The following is a 19,032-nucleotide window of genomic DNA, read 5'->3' as shown; positions in this document are numbered from 1 at the left end:
AATCATTATGGTAATGTACGAAAAAACAGCCGAACACTTCGGCCAAAAATTCAAAGACCTACCAGAAGGTCATTTACTCGTGAACTTAGGACCAAGCCATCCTGCTACCCATGGAATTTTGCAAAACGTAATCCAAATTGATGGAGAACGAGTTGTTGATACTGAATCTGTGATTGGGTATGTGCACCGTTGTTTTGAAAAATTAGGGGAACGTTACGACTACAACCAGTTTTTGGTTTGTACCGATCGGATGAACTATGTATCCACTCCCCTGAACAACATCGGTTGGATCCTCACCGTGGAAAAGATGATGCAAATCCAAGTCCCGGATCGTGTGACATACGTTCGTATGATCATCTCCGAACTTTCCAGGATCATGGACCATATCATTTGTAATGGGATTATGGGTGTGGACCTCGGAGCCTTCTCTGGCTTATTACACCTTTTCCACCACCGCGAAAACATTTACCAAATTTTAGAGAAACTCACGGGAGCACGTCTCACCACCACCTTCTGCCGAGTGGGAGGAATGGAGCGAGATATTTACCCTGAGTTCCAATCCGAAATCAAACTCATTTTAAAAGGACTTAAACCAGCGTTAGACGAATTTGAAGAGCTCCTCATCCGTAACAAAATCTTCAACGAGAGAACCAAAGGCATTGGTGGGATTTCTGCAGAACGTGCCATTGCTTATGGTTTTTCGGGACCAAACTTACGTGCGGCTGGAGTCGCTTGGGACGTTCGTAAAGATGACCCTTATATGTTTTATGATAAGGTAGATTTTGACATTCCTGTGGGTGAAGACGGATCGGCACTTGACAGGACTCTAGTTCGTATGGAAGAGATGCGCCAGTCCATGCGTATCATCGAACAGCTGATTGATGGGATCCCTGAAGGACCTTATCATGCTGATGTTCCGCATGCGTTTCTTCCTCCAAAAGACCGTGTGTATCACAATATGGAAGAACTCATTTACCATTTTAAAATCATCATGCACGGAGTGAAAGTTCCACCAGGGGAATACTACCATGCCACAGAAGCTGCCAATGGGGAACTTGGATTTTATGTAGTCTCCGAAGGGGAAAAATCTCCATGGCGGGTGCACGTAAGACGTCCTTGTTTTTGGTACTACCAAGCCTTCCCAGAAATGGTGAAAGGTGGACTTTTGGCAGATACCATTGCGACGATGTCCTCACTCAATGTCATTGCAGGGGAGCTTGATTGTTAATGGCGTATCAATTTTCACAAGAATCGGAAAAACGATTCCAAAGACTCATCCCACAATTTCCAAGCAAACGTTCTCTCATATTGCCATGTCTCTTTTTATTACAAGCTGACAAAGGTTTTGTGGACACAGAAGGGATGCAATACATCGCCGATCGAATTGGCGAACCAGTATCCCTCGCACATGTGCACGGTGTGGCTACCTTCTACACCATGTACAATAAAAAACCTGTTGGAAAATTCCACATCCAAATTTGTGCCAATATCTCTTGTTATCTGGCAGGTTCTGATTCCATCACCGAACATGTTTGTTCCAAATTGGGAATTGGAAAAGGGGAAACCACAAAAGACAAAAGATACACTGTGGATGAAGTGCAGTGCCTTGGCGCTTGTGGGTTTGGACCTGTCGCTCAGATCAATGACAAATACTATGAAAATTTAACTCCAGAATCCATCGAAAAGATTCTTTCTGAATTGGAAAAAGAAGGATAACATGGGACTTAAAACCTTACTCACAACACATATTGGTGCTTCTGATTCTCATACATTAAAACACTACCAATCGGTGGGTGGGTATGAAAGTTTAAAAAAAGCAATTTCGGAAATGACCGCCGAACAAATCGTAAATGATGTCAAAAATTCTGGGCTTCGTGGTCGTGGCGGGGCTGGGTTTCCAACAGGAAACAAATGGGGATTCATCCCTAAAACCGACAAACCAAAATACTTAATTTGTAATGGGGACGAAGGGGAACCGGGTACTTTCAAAGACCGGATGCTCATCGAACGTTTCCCTCATATGCTCATTGAAGGGATGATCATTGCCGCAAAAGCAATCGACTCTCACCAAGGTTACATCTACATCCGTGGTGAATTTCACAAAGGGATTCGGATTGTGGAAACCGCTGTGGAAGAGGCTTACAAAGCAGGACTTCTTGGAAAAAATATCTTAGGCCTTGGGTATGATTTTGATTTGGCTGTGTATTCTGGTGCAGGTGCTTATATCTGCGGAGAAGAGTCAGCTCTCATCAATTCTCTTGAAGGTCGGAGAGGCCATCCACGCCTCAAACCCCCTTTCCCTGCGGTATCGGGTTTGTATGCCTGTCCAACCGTTGTGAACAATGTGGAAACCTTTTGTAATGTCCCACATATCATCCGTATGACGGGGGAAGAATACAAAAAAATTGGGACAGAAAAATCACCTGGAACTAGACTTTTTGCAGTCAGTGGGCATGTGAAAAAACCAGGGATTTATGAAGTGGAAATGGGAACTCCCATGAAGGAACTCATCTACGACATCTGCGGTGGGATTAAAAACGACAAATCGTTAAAAGCCGTAATCCCTGGTGGAAGTTCTTCTCCGATATTAACGGCAGAAGAAGCAATGACGGCCACTATGGACTATGAATCCATTGCTTCCCTCAAATCCATGTTAGGTTCCGGGGCAGTGATCATTTTATCGGAAGAAACAGATCTCGTGGAAACCACTTACCGATTGGCAGAATTTTATTCTCATGAATCGTGTGGGCAGTGTACACCATGTCGGGAAGGTACACATTGGGTCAAAGACCTTCTGCATAAAATCAAAGTGGGAGAAGGGACCGAAAAAGATGTAGAACTCATATTTTCTCTTTCTCGAAATATGGAAGGTGGCACCACCATTTGTCCGTTAGCGGATGCATGTGTGATGGCAGTTCGACCTACGATGACGAAATTTAAGGAAGAGTTTTCTCTTCGATTGAAAAAGGAAGTGAGTGTTTCTCACTAAAGGTCACCAAATACGATGGACTGGGCTTTAATACTTGCTTGGGGGATTAAAATCCTCTCTTTATTTTTTGTAATCTTAACTGGTGTGGCGTATTATACCCTCGCCGAACGAAAGTTTGCTGGATTTATCCAGGACAGACCAGGACCTAATCGTGCGGGTCCTTTTGGAATTTTCCAACCTTTGGCGGATGGGATTAAGTTCATTGCCAAAGAAGAAATATTCCCCAAAAATGTATCGAAGGGAATGTATCTCCTGGCTCCCACAATTTCTATGACTTGTGCGATTATGGCTTGGGCAGTGATTCCCTTTGGTGGGACACTTCCTGCACCAGAGTGGTTAACCACGCTTACGGGTGTAACAACCATCGACTTACAAATTGCAAACCCAGACTCTGGCGTTTTGTATTTGCTTGCGATTTCCTCATTGTCTGTTTACGGAATTATGATTGCCGGTTGGTCCAGTAACAACAAATACTCGTTACTTGGTGGTGTTCGGTCGACTGCTCAGATGATCAGTTACGAACTTCCCATGGGACTATCCATTGTTTCCATTGTGATCATGACGGGATCACTCAAACTCACTGACATCAGTGACTCTCAAAAAGACATGTGGAATATCCTCTCCCCTCCGGGATTAGTTGCGTTTTTTATCTATGTGACAGCCATGTTTGCGGAAACAAACCGATTGCCTTTTGACCTAGCAGAAGCTGAGTCGGAACTTGTGGTAGGTTTTCATACGGAGTATGGTGCATTTAAGTTTGCTTTATTCTTTTTGGCCGAATACATGAATATGATCACCATGTCTTGTCTTACCACCTTACTGTTCTTTGGTGGTTATAATGTGCCATTCCAATTGGGTGCGGGTTCCCCATACCAAGCCTTCATTGGACTTGGTTTTTTTGTCTTAAAAGTATTGTTTTTTGCCTTTTTGTTCATTTGGGTGCGTTGGACACTTCCTCGGTTTCGGTATGACCAACTCATGAAACTCGGTTGGAAAAAGATGATCCCTTGGGGGCTATTTGTTGTCATGTTTGCCTCCATCTACACTGTGTATTGGAAAGAAGGTTGGATGAAATTATTTATATGAACCTAGAAACTTCACCATCTCTTTTGCTTTTTGTGTTTTTTGGAACAGTGACTGTGATCACAGCGTTAAGTGTGATTTTCCAAAAAAATCCAGTGGTTTCCGCTGTATCCCTAGTTTTTACCTTTTTTTCCCTCGCAGGGATTTATGGAATTATGGGAGCTTTGTTCATTGCCACCATGCAGGTGTTAGTGTATGCGGGCGCCATTATGGTGCTTGTTGTGTTTGTTCTCATGTTACTTTCCCAAAGGGCAGAAACACTCTCTCGTTATCGCAAACACCCCATTCGTTTGGTTTTGTTATCGATCTTTGTAATCGGATTTTTTTTCCTATTGTATTCCGCACTCACTACCGGTGTCCCTCATTCGGAACAAATGGGAAAAGGGTATGAGAATGCAGAGTATTCCTTCCCCATCCAAGGAACGGCCACTGTGAATGCCAAAGGGAATGTTGCCACTGTGGGTGCATCCACCTATTTGGATTACCTTTTGCCATTTGAAATGATTTCGATTCTGTTACTTGTAGCAGTGCTTGGGGCTGTGATATTAGCCAAAAAGAAACTCACAGAAATCGACCAAACAAAGGATACGGTTTTATGAATCCAGTCATCAGCGGAATCCCCGTTCACTATCTCCTTGGCCTTGCGGGAATCCTTTTTTCCATTGGGGTTCTTGGAGTCCTCATCAGACGTAACATTGTGATCATCTTTATGTCTGTGGAGCTCATCCTAAACTCGGTGAATTTAGTGTTTGTTACCTTCTCTAAAGCTTTATCTCATATCAATGGGGAAACCATTGTATTCTTTGTGATGGCAATCGCTGCAGCGGAAGCAGCTGTGGGCCTTGCTCTTGTGATCGCGATCTTCCGTCACAAAAAATCCACAAACGTGGATGAACTCCAATCGATGAGATGGTAATCCTATGTTAGATTTATTTCCAATTGTTGTTCTTCTTCCTCTGCTTGGTTTTTTGCATAATGGACTCTTAAAAGATCGAATTCCACACCGATTTGCAGGAGCCATTGGAACCCTTGCGGTTTTTATCCCATTCCTTATCACCTTAGGTGCGTTTAACGAATTTAATCCGATGGAACGAACTGCACCACATCTTGTGCCAGTGTTCGATTGGATTGTGATTGGAGATTTCAAAACCTCCTTTGGTTACCAAATCGACCAACTCTCTTTGTATATGACTCTCATCATCACAGGCATTGGATCCCTCATCCATTTGTATTCGATGGGCTATATGAAGGGCAATAAAGGATACAACCGGTTTTTTTCTTACCTCAATCTATTTATCTTTTGTATGTTAAACCTTGTCCTCAGTGACAATTTGGTTTTAACCTTCCTCGGTTGGGAAGGTGTTGGTCTTGCTTCTTACTTACTCATCGGTTTTGATTTTGATAAAGCCTCTGCCGCAGAAGCAGGGATGAAGGCATTTATTTTAAACCGAATTGGGGATGTTGGTTTTATCTTAGGGACAGGGTTTCTTTTTTGGTTAGGTGGGAGTTTGCAATACCTTACCTTACAAACCAATTTGAGTGAACTGTCCGAGTTTGCTTCTTATGCCAATCTCATTGCCCTCTTCTTTTTCATTGCAGCGATGGGTAAGTCGGCACAGATCCCTCTCTATGTTTGGTTACCAGATGCGATGGCAGGTCCAACACCTGTATCGGCTCTCATCCATGCGGCCACGATGGTGACTGCGGGAGTGTTTCTCATCGTAAGACTCAACTTTGTATTTTTCCTAGCACCTGATACTTCCTTTTTCATTGCCTGTATTGGAGCACTCACTGCTTTATTTGCGGCAACCATCGGGCTTTTGCAAAACGATATCAAAAAAATCCTCGCATACTCCACCGTATCCCAACTTGGTTTTATGTTCCTTGCCATGGGTAGCATGAGTTATGTGGCGGGACTTTTCCATTTAATGACCCATGCATTTTTCAAAGCATTGTTATTCCTTGGTGCAGGTTCTGTCATCCATGCACTCCACCATGAACAGAACATTAAACATATGGGGCAGCTCTTTGGAAAAATCAAAATCACATCCTTAACCTTCTTACTCGGAACCTTAGCAATTGCAGGTTTTTTCCCGTTTTCTGGATTTTTCTCAAAAGATTTGATTTTAGAAAAAACCTACACCTACGGTGCGTTTGGTTCCATCCTTTGGACTGTGGGTGTTGTGGCTGCTTTTTTCACTTCGTTTTATATGTTCCGACTTGTGTTTGTGGTTTTCTTTGGAAAGGACAATACAGACTCTCACCACAAAGTACATGAGTCCCCATGGACGATGACACTTCCTCTTGTGGTTCTAGCGGTCGGAGCAGTCTTCAGTGGTTTTTTTCTCACTCCTCATTTCTTTTTGCACATCGATACACTCGAACGATACTTTGCTCCTGTTTTGGAACGAGGAACTGTGCTTGCAAACCAAACGGGAACGTTTACCAAACATGCGGAACTCACTCATGGAGTTGAGATCTCCCTTGCGGCATTTTCTGTTGGGATAGCAAGTTTAGGTCTTATTTTAGCATATCTCATTTACCAAAGAAAACAAAGTCCAATCCTCGAAGAACATACTGGTTTTCGTAAGATCCTCTTTCATAAATACTACATCGATGAAATCTATGATGTGCTCTTTGTGAAACCTTATGTGTTTTTATCAAAAGCCATTGCTTATACCTTTGATGTCAAAATCCTAGATCGTTTTTTTCTCGGGATTGGTGGGAGTTTTGGAGTGATCGCGAATGGGTTACGTAGGCTCCAATCTGGATTCATAGGTGATTATGCATTGTATGTGGTTCTTGGTACATTTTGTATCTTGGTGTATTTATTAACAAGGGGGGTGTAAGGTGCCGGAGCAAATTTTATCCATCATTATCTTTTTACCAATCGTTTCCTCTTTACTGATTGTAGTGCAAAAACGTGTGGGGGCAGTGGTAGTCATCTCTGCTTTATCCTCTGCGTTTACAACGATTCTTTCGGTGGGTCTCTTTTTCTTTTATGATGCTTCTAAGTCTGGATTACAATTTGTACATTGGATTCCGGATTGGATCCTTTCTGGCAAACTCAGTGTGGATTACCATGTGGGTCTTGATGGAGTGTCCCTTCTTTTATTTGCTCTCACTGCCTTTATGTTCTTTTTGTCGAGCATTGCCTCTTGGTCCAATATTCCCAAAAAGATCAAAGAATTCCATATCTGTTTACTTGTATTGGAAACAGCAGTGCTTGGGGTTTTTGCCGCAGGGAACTTAGTTTTGTTTTATGTGTTTTGGGAGCTTATGGTGCTTCCAATGGTGCTGATGATTGGAATTTGGGGTGGGGAAGAACGAACCAAAGCCGCACTCAAATACTTTCTATTTTCCATGGCCGGTTCCTTGTTTATGTTAGGTGGGATTTTAACACTTTATTTTAAAACAGGAAAAACATCCATTGAATCATTATCAACGGCAAGCCTTGCGATGTATTCGGAGCCACTCCAATGGTTTTTGTTTTTTAGTTTTTTTCTCGCTTTTGCGATCAAAATCCCACTTTTCCCTTTCCATACTTGGATGCCTGATGTGCATACCCAAGCACCTACCGTTGGTTCGGTGGACCTTGCTGGTGTATTGTTAAAGATTGGGGCCTATGGTTTCATACGCTTTTGTATTCCCTTTTTTCCAGAACAAAGTCTTTTTTCTCAAACAGGGGTGCAAACCATAGCTGTGATTGGAATTGTGTACGGATCGATGGCGGCCCTGGTCCAAACCGACATCAAACGAATCATTGCTTATAGTTCCTTGTCTCACCTTGGGTTTTGTATCTTAGGGATCTTTTCTTTTACGACAGAAGGTGTGGTTGGTGGGATGTTACAAATGGTATCCCATGGAATTTCCACAGGGATGATCTTTCTTATGATTGGTATGATCTATGAAAGAGCTCATACAAGAAACATATCCGAGTTTGGTGGTCTTGCGGGACAGATGCCAATCTTTTCAACATTTTTTCTCATTGCAGTGCTTTCTTCGATTGGCCTTCCAGGAACAAACGGGTTTGTCGGTGAGTTTCTCATCCTCATGGGAGCGCTGAAATCCAATGTATGGCTTGGTGGGATTGCGGCAACGGGAGTTGTGCTTGGTGCCTTATACTTGTTATGGTTTGTGAAACGATTCCTCTTTGGTGTGAGTAAAACCATACAAGCCAAACCATACAAAGATCTCACATTTAGAGAAATTGGAATTTTAACACCGCTCGTTGTATTTATTTTTTGGATTGGACTTTATCCAAAACCATTTTTAGACATTTTACATTCTTCTTCGAATGTCTTTCTGAATGCTTCTTCTACAGAATCAATCACGGAACGCAAAACGATCCAAAAAGATTTTTTAGGTGCAGGCTTAGACCGTTTGTATCCTGATTACTTAAGTTTAGGAAGGGAACCGAAGTCTTACGAAGAAAGGTTAGGGGCGTTTAAGTCTCCATTTGCTTTACCAAGTTTTGTTTCCATTCAGAATCCAATTCCAAAACCAGAAGACAATTTAGAGAATATAGAAAACTCCATTGAGTCTGATTTTGATTTGGAACCAACCCCAAACGAGAAACAAGGAAACTAACATGTCGTATACTCCTTCTTCCAATGATTTGATCGCAATTTCTCCCATGCTCATCCTCTGCGGAGTTGCTTTACTTTCCCTAGTTGTCCAGTTTTTGATTCCCAAAGAAGAAGAGGGGAAACCCCTTTGGGTTTTATCTCTGTTGGGAATCCTTGCGGCAATGTATGCGCTGTATCACATTACAACTTCTCCAGGGTATGGAAAGTTTTTTGGTTCACAAGTTTCGATCAGTCCACTTACCGTTTGGCTCAGTGCGATTTATCTATTGGCTGGTCTCATCACACTTCTCATTGCGCCTCCATTTTTATCACAACATAAAACGTTATTCCCTGAGTTCTTTCCCTTACTGCTTTTTTGTTTGTCTGGGATGATGTTTCTCACTTCAGGGTATGATCTCATTGTGATTTTTGTTGGTTTGGAAATTCTTTCTCTTGCTTTGTATGTGATGATCGGAATGGCAAGGACATCTGTTTCCTCATTGGAAAGTGCAATGAAGTATTTTTTACTCGGAACCTTTAGTTCTGGTTTTATGTTACTTGGAATTGCCTTTTTATACGGTGGTTCTGGAACAACCAACTTAGATGGTGCCTTACGTGGATTGTTTTTAAAAGGTTATGAAGCAAACTTCTCCAAACTGGGACTGGGATTATTTTTAGTGGGAGTTTCCTTTAAAGCAGCACTGGTTCCTTTCCATTCTTGGACACCTGATGTGTATGAAGGAGCACAAACGCCTATCACTGGTTTTATGGCAAGTGCGGGAAAGGCATCTGCTCTTGGGCTTGTCATAATTCTCTTCAATCATATTCCTATGGGTGAAATTGGAAGTGTTTGGAAAGTGTTAATGGGAACAATTGCCCTTATCTCCATGACTTGGGGAAATATTGTGGCTCTCAAACAAGAAAACCTGAAACGGATGTTAGCTTACTCATCCATCTCTCATGCCGGATACATTGTTGCTGGGATTTGTTGCGGCGCAGGTCTTGAGGCTTTGTATTATCTATTTTCCTATTCTTTACTGAACCTTGCTGCTTTTGCCATCATTTCCTATTTGGAACAAGGCAATAGGGAAGTGACTGTGAATGGAATTTCTCACTTAAGCGGCGAACATCCGTTAACGGCTCTTGCCCTCAGTGTGATCTTTTTGTCCTTTGCTGGATTTCCTCCCCTCATTGGTTTTTGGACAAAACTTTTCCTCTTACAAAAAATCGCAGAGTCGGATCTCCTATTCAATCGAATCCTTCTTTTTGGTGCGGTGGCAAACTCTTGTGTCGCGTTTTACTACTACATGAAAATCACGATCCAGTCCTATATGAAACAAGAAACAGGAGCTGTGGCAGGAGTTCGGGAACTCCCATCCATGCCTACTCTTGGATTTTTGGTCTTTTTACTCTGTGTGTTTTTCACGGCAGGATGGATTTTCTTCCAACCAGGTGCCTTACTCTAAATCTGTTATAACAGAATTACATCCAGGATAGCGAAAAACGAGTTGCTTCCCAGAGGAAGGGGAAAAGGCTAGTGGAAAGGTGGTAAATGCGAATGGCAACGATAGCAAGAAAACAAGAAACGATCCAGGACAAAGACCAAGTGAAGGCTTTTCTCACCAAAAAAGGTCTTGTATACGAGTCTTACAAAACTCCTGAATCCTTGGATCTCATCCTTGGCCAAAAAGGTTTATCCGATGCGGAAAAAGAAGAAGTCCTTTCTGGTTTGGAATACCGTTTTGACCAATTGAAAAAAGAGCATGGTTACAAAGCAAACGACCTCGTGGTTTTACATGATGAGGTGCCTGGCATAAGCGATATGTTAGCAAAGTTTGACAAACTGCACATCCACACGGATGAAGAAGTTCGTTATATCATTGATGGAAGTGGAATTTTTGGGTTCATCATCGATGGGGAACGTTTTGAAGTGCATGTAGGAAAAGGTGATTTTATTTCGATCCCTGCCAATACCAATCACTGGTTCACTTTGGACAAAAATCTTCGAATCAAAGCGGTTCGCTATTTTAAAGACAACTCTGGTTGGACTCCTGTGTATGTAGATGAGTCAAAAGTGCTCATCAACGCCTAACAGATTTAAAAAGCCCGTTTTAAAGTTACTGAAAAACCCATTCTCCTGAACCAACTTTTGGGTTCTTTGAGTGGGTTTCACAGAGTTTCAAATCAATTACGCTCTTGTATCATAGAGAGAAGTTTGTTTTGGAATTTGTTTTCTATATTTTTAATTTATTAATTGATTGAGTTCACTTGGTTTCCGATTTCCCAAACCACTCTACGATGAATTGTAAACTGGATCTCCCTTGGTAAAAGTTTTCTTCCAAACTTCCCACCAAATCAAAACTTCCATGTTTTGACATAAAGTTTTGGAATTCTTCCCCTTTGTTCCAAATCATAAACTTTAAGGAACCACTGCCTACAATATGAAATCGAACATGTTTTCCTCCGCTAAGGGGAGTTAGATGAATTGCCTTTGCATTTTTGATTCCTAATTTGATATCGGGATTCCCTTGACCAAAGGGTTCTAAGTCCATCCATTCCTTACGAAGTTTTTCATTCATTTCTTCTGGTAAAACGGTAAAGTCCGTTTCGATCAGGTGTTCTTTGGGACGGTCTTTATCTTCGCTTAACCAAAGTTTTGCTTTTTCATACAATTCGGATTCGAACTTAGGAAGCTGATCGATCGTAATGGAAAATCCACCTGCTTCTGGATGGCCTCCAAAATGCAAAAAATGATGGGATAGGGACTCTAAGAGTTCCAATACATTTTCTGGTCCATAGGACCGAATGCTACCTCTCGCATCACCATTATCAGGTGCTACAAAGATAGCAGGTTTTTTATACGTATCCACCATTCTTGTGGCTACAATTCCACTTACACCTGGTTCCATATCGGGTTCGTAACAATACACCACTTCGTGTCCAGTGCGCTCTGGTTTTCTTGCAAAATACCGTTCTACCCGGTCCATATTCCGTTTCGTGCGTTCTTTTCTTTCTTCATTGATCGAAAGAAGATTTTTGGCCTTTGTTTTAGCATCTGCTTCTGATTCGGATAAAAGGAGAGAAACTGCTTCTTCTGTTTTTCCCATCCGACCAGCTGCATTGACCACAGGGCCAATGGACCAACCCAAATCTTTTGTTGTGATTCCATTTGGATTGAGTTTCAGTTCTTTTAATAGTTCTTTTAAACCTTTTCTTTTTTTATCACCTATGTAAAGTTTGGTGAGTGATTCCAAGGCAAGTTTCACAAAATGTCTGTTTTCTCCTACAAGGGGCATCATATCTGTGATGGTACCAATGCCTGCAAGATCCGTTTCTTCTTCTAATTGTTCAAAAAACTGAGGGATTTTTTGGCATTGGTAAAAGAAGAGTTTTCGTTCGTCATCTAACGGAACATTGGTGGTGAAGTCTTCAGGGTAAGGATGAACTTCTTTTTTTGAAAAGTCAAAATTGGATTCGATTTGGTTATCAGATTTGGAACTCTCTTGTCCTGCCATATCCGAAGAAGTCGAGGAAGTGGATGAACCTTTTTGTACTTTGATTCCATTTTGGAAATAAACTATCTCCGTAGATCCATCTTCGTTTGTGATGGTTTTTGCATACAGTTTGTTCCATTCTGAACTTTCGCGAAATAAAATCGCTGATACTAGTTTAAAGGAAAGAGCTGCGGTACAGATTTTTTTTTCAGGGTAGTCTGAGTCAGTTCGTCTTGGGTTTACCAAGGCACAGTGTTTGGGAATACGAACAGGCACTTCATGGTGGTCGAGAACGATCACTTGGATTCCAAGTTCTGTTAAGGACTCAATTTCATCAGCTTGGCTCGAACCAAAATCTAGTGTGACGAGGAGATCTGGTTTTGCTTTTTTAATTTTAGTGACTGCTTCTTTGCAAAGGCCGTACGGATCACTTTCGGAAGATACCATCACTTCTAGATGCGCAGATTGAAACTCAGGGTGCGAACGCAAAAAGAAAGCAAGTAAACAAGTAGAACTCACTCCATCAGAGTCGCGGTCTCCATACAGTAAAATCTTTCGATTGGTTTTTGCATAAGTAAGAAGTAAGTTTACAGCTTCTGTGATATCGGGAAGAGAGAAGGGTGAATGGAAACAGGAAAAATCAGAAACAAGTAGTTCTTTAGGGTGGGTGTTTTTTAGACCCTCCCTTTTATCTACTAGATAACGAAGGATGGGTCTTTTGGAATCAACTTTGGTTCGAACTTCGGATAAAAGTGGTCCGAAGTGAACCTTTGTTACATGATGCAATTGCCAATGATTTTGGAACCAAATTCCACTTCAAGACCAGGAGTTTTGATATCACCTACAACCTTTCCATTTTTTTTGAGTTCCACTTTCTCTTTCGCATCTACATTGCCTTTCAAATTGCCAAGGACAACTAAACTTCCTACTTCCACATCTGCTTCTACATCACCTGTTTCATCAATGATGAGTTTGCCATGAGAAGTGATGGTGCCTTTGAATTGGCCTTTGATTTTTAAAGTTTGGTTGAAGGAAAGGGTTCCGCGAAACGTGATGTCGTCGCTAATAATGGTGTCTATCGATTCGTCTTTCATCAGTAGGGATAGTGTTCCTCTCTAGTAGAGTTTTGGCAACTCTATCGTTCTTACCATTTTGTTATAAATGGAAAAAAGTTCATATTTTGAAGGGAATTCTCTTGTCGCTTCGGTTCCATCTCTGAAACTGGGTCTCAAGAATAGGAAACAGCAGTGAAAATTAGGCGCTTCTGGAAGTCTGGGTTCATCCTACTTCTAGCGGTTTTCATCAATCTAAACCTGGTTGACGACCGGTTTGTTTCACCTCTCGAAGATTTGGACTTCCAATACCAAACCTACGAGTTAGAGGAAACGACTCGTGTGCTCTCTTCCTCCAAGGAATCCAATCAGGTTCTCAAACTCGTTCCAAACAAACGAGAACACTCCCTAGTCAAGATTTGCCTCAATCGTTTCTCCATTTTGACCACAGAAACGGAATTTTTTACTGAAATATCGATCTTATTTTTCTTTCTTTACCTCCCTCCGCCTACTTTGGCGTAAACGTTGCATGTAATTTACGTCCATTCCCTACCAAAACCAAATTGTAGGGTGAAATCATATTTGAAATAGGTATTATGTTAGAAAAAATCATTCAGTTTTCCATTCACAAAAGGGCTACGGTTCTCGTAATCACAGCAGCCCTTACCATTGTGGGTTTTTATAACGCACTCAATTTATCCATCGATGCGATTCCCGATGTGACAAACGTACAAGTTTCTGCTGTTACCTCGGTTCCTGGATTATCACCACTGGAAGTGGAGCAGTTTATCACTTATCCCATTGAACTCGAGTTTAACGGGATGCCAAAGGTAACAGAAATTCGTTCCATCTCACGAACAGGTGTGAGTTCTGTGACCGTCATCTTTGAAGATGGCACGGATATTTATTTTGCAAGGCAACTTGTGAACGAACGTTTGAAACAAGCAGAGAATTTTATCCCCAAATCCTACGGGAATCCAGAGTTGTCGCCGATAGCGACTGGTCTTGGGGATATTTATGAATTTGCCTTGGTTTCCGAAAGTCACACTCCGGAAGAACTCCGCACCGTCATGGAGTGGGAAGTGGCAAGACAACTTCGTTCCGTAAAAGGGATCATCGATGTAAACGTTGTGGGGGGGGATGCCAAACAGTTTCAGATTAAAATCGACCCCAAACGGCTGTTATCTCATAATTTAACACTTTCCCATATTACAGAAGCTCTGGAAGGAGCGAACGTAAACCTAGGTGGTGGTTACATCCAAAAAGGGGAAGAACAGTTTGTCATTCGGGGAGAAAGCCAATTCAAATCCATTGATGACATTGCAAGGCTTTCTGTCCGCACTTCGAGAGATGGAATTCCGCTCACTCTCGGTCAAATTGCACGCGTGGAAACTGGACCTGCTCTTCGGTTTGGTCTCAGCACCATGAATGGAAAACGGGAAGTGGTAGGGGGAACTGCCATGATGTTACTGGGAAGTAACTCCCTACAAGTGGTTGGTCGTGTGAAAGAAAAGATGAAAGAGATTGAATCGAGACTCCCGCAAGGGATGAAGATTCAAGTGTATTATGACCGTTCTGAATTCATTGGTCGTACACTTTCCACTGTTTTTACCAATTTAGTCGAAGCTGCCATCATCGTTTTGGTATGTTTAATTTTGACTCTTGGCACCGTCAAAGGCGCGTTTGCTGTTGCTTTGGCGATTCCTGTGTCCATGATGATTGCCACAATTCTCATGAATGCTTTTGGAATTGTCGGAAACTTGATGTCTCTTGGAGCTCTCGACTTTGGACTTCTAGTGGATGGTTCCATTGTGATGTTAGAGTCCACACTTCATGGGTTTCTCATTCGAAAGAGTTTTCTCCTCTCGAAAACGTCGGCCCAAGACATGGAAGATGGAATCGAAGATGTGATTATGGAATCCTGTATCAAAGTGGTAAGGGCTTCCGCCTTTAGTGTGGGGATTATTTTACTCGTATATTTACCACTGATGACACTAGAAGGTGTGGAAGGACGGATGTTCCGACCAATGGCAATTACCGTTGCTTTTGCGTTAGGTGCAGCACTTTTGTATTCCATTACAACCTTTCCTGCACTCATGTCGTACATTTACAAAAAACCAATTTTACATGAGTCAGCGTTTTGGGATAAGTTCCAAAACAAATATGCTGAGGTCCTCACGTATGGAATGAAATTCAAACGCCAATTTACCTATGCGGGAATAGGTGTTGTCGTACTTTCTTTTATGCTCGCATCCACCTTGGGTTCGGAATTTTTACCAAGGATTGATGAAGGAGAAATTGCAGTTGATATCAAACGCCTTCCCTCAACGGCCATCAACCACTCTAGGGATCTCAATTTGGAGATGGAAAAAGTCATCTTAAAATTTCCAGAAGCAGTGAGTGTTGTTTCGAGACAAGGTCGTGGAGAATCTGCCGCAGAACCCATTGGTTCGGAAGAAGGGGAGATGATGGTGAAGTTAAGACCCAAAAAAGAATGGGTCACCGCAAAAGATCGAGAAGAACTGATGGAAAAAATGAAAAACTCGATCAATGAAAATGTACCATCATCTTACATTAGTTTGTCGCAACCGATCGAAAACCGCGTCAATGCCTTGTTATCTGGATCGAAAGCAGACATCGTGATCAAAATTTATGGAGATGATTTAAAATCTCTAAAAGCCATAGCAGACAATTACGCATCCAAAATCAAAAAGATCCAAGGTGCCGCTGACTTACGTGTTCAAAAAATTCTCGGTCTTCCTCTTTTGGAAATCAAAATGAACCGTGGGAATATGGCGCGTTATGGAGTGAGAGCGGAAGAAGTCCTCACCACCATTGAAACTTTGCGAGTGGGATTTAATGCCGGTAAGGTGTATGAAGGATACAAAAGATTCGATTTGATTGTTCGCCTCGATGCCGATGTGACCGATTTAGGTGTCATTTCCAATGTTCCCGTTATGACTGAACTCGGGGGAACAGTTCCTCTCGGACAAGTAACGGACATTGTGATGACGGAAGGACCTGCTGCTTTGTATCATGAAGGACTCAAACGTAGGATTCTCGTAGAAGTAAACGTTCGTGGTCGCGATATGATTGGATTTGTGAATGATGTCCAAGCGGCAACTGAATCCATTGAAACAAATTTACCCCAAGGGTATTATGTGGATTGGGGTGGGCAGTTTGAAAACTTCACACGTGCCAAAAACCGGTTGGCGATAGTGATTCCGATTGCGGGTGCCATCATCTTTGGTATGTTATTCATTGCTTTTGGTAGTGTATATTATGCGTTAGGTGTGTTTATCCTCGTACCATTATCGTTATCGGGTGGAATTTTATCTCTTGTGATGAGAGGACTTCCGTTTTCGATTCCGGCTGGTGTTGGATTCATTGCTGCTGCCGGTATTTCGGTCTTAAACGGGGTAGTGTATGCATCTGCCTTAAAAGACCAATTAAAAGTCACAAGAGATCCTTCGGTGGCAGTAGTGGATGCAGCGGTGTATACACTAAGGGCCGTAGCCACTACAGAACTTGTGGCCATCATTGGTTTTTTACCGATGGCGATTGCCTCTAGTGCTGGTGCCGAAGTCCAAAGGCCTCTTGCCACTGTGGTAATGGGTGGAGTTCTAGTCGCCACTATCTTGTCTCGATTTTTATTACCAATTGCATTTGAGTTTTTAGTGAAACTGGCTCAAAGACAAGAGTTAAGACAAATGGAACGAGAAAGAAAGATGAATGATTACTTTGTCGAAGAAATGAAAAAATACAAATCATCTGATTTAGTCCATTCTTCTTCCCATGGACTTAGTCATGCGGACGAGATGGAAGACAAAACAAGTATGATAGAAGAAGATGGGAAACCATCCAAAGAAAATCAAAAACCAAAACGAAAGAGGAAATAAATGAAACCGAATTATTACGTAGCACACCCATGGCATGGATTAGAGCTTGGACCAAAAGCTCCAGATGAGTTAGATGTTTTTATCGAACTCACACCACAAGACACGGTAAAATATGAAATTGATAAAGCCTCTGGTTTTATTCGTGTGGATCGTCCACAAAAATATAGTAACCGTTCCCCAACTTTATATGGATTTATCCCTCGAACTTTTTCAGGAGAAGCTTCGGGCAAACATTGTTCGGATGTGGTAGGTAGACCTGATATCCAAGGTGATGGAGATCCAATCGACATATGTGTGTTAAGTGTGAATCCAATCACACATGGAAACATGATACTCACCGTGATTCCGATAGGGGGACTACGGATGATTGATAAAGGGGAAGCTGATGACAAAATTGTCGCGGTTTTGAAAGGAGATGAGGTATTTGGGCAAATCAAAGAAATTTCGGAAGTGCCAAAAGCTCTCATCAATAAACTTCACCATTATTTTCTCACATATAAATTAGATCCGAACTCTCCTTCCACAGGAACAGTCGAAATTACAGAAGTGTATGATCGAGCGGAAGCAATCAAAGTCATTCAATATGGTATAGAGGATTATATCAAAAAATTTGTAACTGTATGAAGTATGTAAATAGATTACTCCTGATTATTATTTTTGGAATTTTACCATCCGGTCTTTTTTCTAAAGAAAAGGCTGTTTATGAGTTACATTCCAAAGATGAGTTATTTTTTTTAGGGGAAGATTCTAGAGCTCAAGATGCCAAAGAAAAATGGAACTTGGATGAACTAGAAGATTTTGCTGTTACCAGTAACCCTTTGTATTTGCGTGAAAAACAAAACATTGGGATGGCAAGAGGTGATATCATTACTGCCAGTTTGTATTACAATCCCATTGTCAATATGCAACAGCAGTTTATCGGAGCATCTAAGAATTCAGGGACAGGTCTTCCAGAAACATCTTTCATTTATAACCAACCGTTTGATATGAGTGGTGTCATTCCGCAAAGAGAAAAAGTCGCCAAACAAGAGTTTTTAGCAACCATTGCCAGTTTTCGTGATTTTGATCGGATGTTTCGATTACGACTTCGCCAAAATTTTTGGACATATTTGTATGTAACGGAACAAATTAATTACCAAAAAGAGTTTTTGGAGAATTACCAAGACCTTCTCGACTTAACCAAGTTACGTGCCGAAAAAGGTGACATTTCATTTTTGGAATACGATCGTTTGGCTTTGGAACGTGTGCAAATCGAAAGGGAATATCGAAATGCTAGGATTCTAAGGGCTCAGGTTGTAAAAAACTTACGTGTGTTAATTGGGATATCGGATATCAATTCTCCTCTCAGTGTGAAAGGAAGGCTTGAGTTTATTTCCACAAAAGAATTTGGGATTGATTTGAACGATTTTGATATTGAAGAAAGGCCTGACCTTGTTGCGTTAAAAATCAGACAACAACGAGAGAGAATGAATATCGAATTGAAAAAACGAGAAATCATTCCACCTCTCACTCTTGGGGTTGAGTTTTTAAACAAAGGAAATGAAAACGTAGCAGGGATTTATGCGGCAACTCCTCTTCCTATCTTTGATCGGAAACAAGGGGAAATTCTAAAATCAGAAGAGTCTTATAAGAAATTAGGATTTGATGTGGATGCCAAACGAAATGAAATCCTTTCTGAAATTTCAGCCGCAATCAAAGAATTACAAGCCAGAGAATCTCAGTTACTCGATTACCAAAAAATGGGATTACTCGAAAAAAACAAAGAAGTGCAAGAGAAGTCAAGGCTTGCCTACATTCGCGGAGCTTCCAATTTGGTTACCTTTTTAGAAGCAGAAAAAAACTATCTTAGTGTCCTTCGGAGTTATTATGAAATCATTTATCTCTATTACAACGCTTTGGAAAGTTATAAAGCATCCATAGGAAAAATGGATTCTTCGGAGTATTAAA

General features: G+C 41.5%; 16 protein-coding genes. 14 read left to right on the top strand and 2 right to left on the bottom strand.

Annotation, left to right across the window (positions count from 1 at the left end):
* Positions 1-7: 7 nt before the first annotated feature.
* The 10 genes from EHQ59_RS15505 to EHQ59_RS15460 all read left to right on the top strand — a co-directional run bounded on the left by EHQ59_RS15505 (position 8) and on the right by EHQ59_RS15460 (position 10,732).
* Positions 8-1,228, top strand: coding sequence for an NADH-quinone oxidoreductase subunit D (locus tag EHQ59_RS15505; RefSeq protein WP_208652423.1), 1,221 nt, complete (start codon positions 8-10; stop codon positions 1,226-1,228).
* The gene (locus tag EHQ59_RS15500; RefSeq protein ID WP_135620580.1) at positions 1,228-1,716 is read left to right on the top strand and encodes an NADH-quinone oxidoreductase subunit NuoE family protein; all 489 of its coding nucleotides are present in this window, start codon (positions 1,228-1,230) and stop codon (positions 1,714-1,716) included. Before EHQ59_RS15505 ends, EHQ59_RS15500 begins: the two co-directional genes overlap by 1 nt.
* Position 1,717: 1 nt before the next feature.
* A complete protein-coding gene (gene nuoF / locus EHQ59_RS15495) occupies positions 1,718-2,989 on the top strand; it encodes an NADH-quinone oxidoreductase subunit NuoF (RefSeq protein ID WP_135620578.1) in 1,272 nt (423 codons plus the stop codon).
* Positions 2,990-3,004: 15 nt separating this feature from the next.
* Positions 3,005-4,075, top strand: coding sequence for an NADH-quinone oxidoreductase subunit NuoH (gene nuoH, locus EHQ59_RS15490; protein ID WP_135620576.1), 1,071 nt, complete (start codon positions 3,005-3,007; stop codon positions 4,073-4,075).
* Positions 4,054-4,671: an NADH-quinone oxidoreductase subunit J family protein gene (locus EHQ59_RS15485; RefSeq protein ID WP_135620574.1), complete on the top strand. Its 618-nt coding sequence runs from the start codon at positions 4,054-4,056 to the stop codon at positions 4,669-4,671. The genes nuoH and EHQ59_RS15485 overlap by 22 nt, the downstream gene beginning before the upstream one ends.
* A complete protein-coding gene (nuoK, locus tag EHQ59_RS15480; RefSeq protein ID WP_135620572.1) occupies positions 4,668-4,988 on the top strand; it encodes an NADH-quinone oxidoreductase subunit NuoK in 321 nt (106 codons plus the stop codon). Before EHQ59_RS15485 ends, nuoK begins: the two co-directional genes overlap by 4 nt.
* A gap of 4 nt (positions 4,989-4,992) precedes the next feature.
* Positions 4,993-6,921 (top strand): NADH-quinone oxidoreductase subunit L, encoded by a 1,929-nt coding sequence (gene nuoL, locus EHQ59_RS15475; RefSeq protein WP_135620570.1) that lies wholly within the window; start codon positions 4,993-4,995, stop codon positions 6,919-6,921.
* Position 6,922: 1 nt separating this feature from the next.
* Positions 6,923-8,662: a complex I subunit 4 family protein gene (locus tag EHQ59_RS15470; RefSeq protein WP_135620568.1), complete on the top strand. Its 1,740-nt coding sequence runs from the start codon at positions 6,923-6,925 to the stop codon at positions 8,660-8,662.
* A gap of 1 nt (position 8,663) precedes the next feature.
* A complete protein-coding gene (locus EHQ59_RS15465) occupies positions 8,664-10,106 on the top strand; it encodes an NADH-quinone oxidoreductase subunit N (protein WP_135620566.1) in 1,443 nt (480 codons plus the stop codon).
* A gap of 92 nt (positions 10,107-10,198) precedes the next feature.
* Positions 10,199-10,732, top strand: a complete 534-nt coding sequence (locus tag EHQ59_RS15460) for a cupin domain-containing protein (protein WP_135620564.1) — start codon at positions 10,199-10,201, stop codon at positions 10,730-10,732.
* A gap of 172 nt (positions 10,733-10,904) precedes the next feature.
* On the opposite strand, the gene recJ is transcribed toward EHQ59_RS15460, so the two are convergent.
* Both recJ and EHQ59_RS15450 read right to left on the bottom strand, forming a co-directional pair.
* Positions 10,905-12,920 (bottom strand): single-stranded-DNA-specific exonuclease RecJ, encoded by a 2,016-nt coding sequence (recJ, locus tag EHQ59_RS15455; protein ID WP_135620562.1) that lies wholly within the window; start codon positions 12,918-12,920, stop codon positions 10,905-10,907.
* Positions 12,908-13,228, bottom strand: coding sequence for a bactofilin family protein (locus tag EHQ59_RS15450; protein WP_012388301.1), 321 nt, complete (start codon positions 13,226-13,228; stop codon positions 12,908-12,910). The genes recJ and EHQ59_RS15450 overlap by 13 nt, the downstream gene beginning before the upstream one ends.
* 153 nt (positions 13,229-13,381) lie before the next feature.
* Between EHQ59_RS15450 and EHQ59_RS15445 the strand changes: the two genes are divergently transcribed.
* The 4 genes from EHQ59_RS15445 (at position 13,382) to EHQ59_RS15430 (ending at position 19,031) form a co-directional block, all read left to right on the top strand.
* Positions 13,382-13,708, top strand: coding sequence for a hypothetical protein (locus tag EHQ59_RS15445; RefSeq protein ID WP_135620560.1), 327 nt, complete (start codon positions 13,382-13,384; stop codon positions 13,706-13,708).
* A 74-nt stretch (positions 13,709-13,782) separates the two neighbouring features.
* The gene (locus tag EHQ59_RS15440) at positions 13,783-17,085 is read left to right on the top strand and encodes an efflux RND transporter permease subunit (protein ID WP_135620559.1); all 3,303 of its coding nucleotides are present in this window, start codon (positions 13,783-13,785) and stop codon (positions 17,083-17,085) included.
* A complete protein-coding gene (locus EHQ59_RS15435) occupies positions 17,086-17,709 on the top strand; it encodes an inorganic pyrophosphatase (protein ID WP_135620557.1) in 624 nt (207 codons plus the stop codon).
* On the top strand, positions 17,706-19,031 hold the full coding sequence (locus tag EHQ59_RS15430) for a TolC family protein (RefSeq protein ID WP_135620555.1): 1,326 nt from the start codon (positions 17,706-17,708) through the stop codon (positions 19,029-19,031). Before EHQ59_RS15435 ends, EHQ59_RS15430 begins: the two co-directional genes overlap by 4 nt.
* Position 19,032 lies beyond the last annotated feature (1 nt).

Source organism: Leptospira kemamanensis, assembly GCF_004769665.1.
GTDB lineage: Bacteria > Spirochaetota > Leptospiria > Leptospirales > Leptospiraceae > Leptospira_A > Leptospira_A kemamanensis.
Note: the sequence above shows the minus strand (reverse complement) of the source record. Positions and strands in the feature narration are given on the sequence as shown.

Bases quoted from the DNA above. Each gene is read 5' to 3' on its own strand.
- EHQ59_RS15505 (WP_208652423.1), top strand. From the start codon at position 8: ATGGTAATGTACGAAAAAACAGCCGAACACTTCGGCCAAAAATTCAAA.
- EHQ59_RS15500 (WP_135620580.1), top strand. From the start codon at position 1,228: ATGGCGTATCAATTTTCACAAGAATCGGAAAAACGATTCCAAAGACTC.
- nuoF (WP_135620578.1), top strand. From the start codon at position 1,718: ATGGGACTTAAAACCTTACTCACAACACATATTGGTGCTTCTGATTCT.
- nuoH (WP_135620576.1), top strand. From the start codon at position 3,005: ATGGACTGGGCTTTAATACTTGCTTGGGGGATTAAAATCCTCTCTTTA.
- nuoK (WP_135620572.1), top strand. From the start codon at position 4,668: ATGAATCCAGTCATCAGCGGAATCCCCGTTCACTATCTCCTTGGCCTT.
- nuoL (WP_135620570.1), top strand. From the start codon at position 4,993: ATGTTAGATTTATTTCCAATTGTTGTTCTTCTTCCTCTGCTTGGTTTT.
- EHQ59_RS15465 (WP_135620566.1), top strand. From the start codon at position 8,664: ATGTCGTATACTCCTTCTTCCAATGATTTGATCGCAATTTCTCCCATG.
- EHQ59_RS15460 (WP_135620564.1), top strand. From the start codon at position 10,199: ATGGCAACGATAGCAAGAAAACAAGAAACGATCCAGGACAAAGACCAA.
- EHQ59_RS15450 (WP_012388301.1), bottom strand. From the start codon at position 13,228: ATGAAAGACGAATCGATAGACACCATTATTAGCGACGACATCACGTTT.
- EHQ59_RS15440 (WP_135620559.1), top strand. From the start codon at position 13,783: ATGTTAGAAAAAATCATTCAGTTTTCCATTCACAAAAGGGCTACGGTT.
- EHQ59_RS15435 (WP_135620557.1), top strand. From the start codon at position 17,086: ATGAAACCGAATTATTACGTAGCACACCCATGGCATGGATTAGAGCTT.
- EHQ59_RS15430 (WP_135620555.1), top strand. From the start codon at position 17,706: ATGAAGTATGTAAATAGATTACTCCTGATTATTATTTTTGGAATTTTA.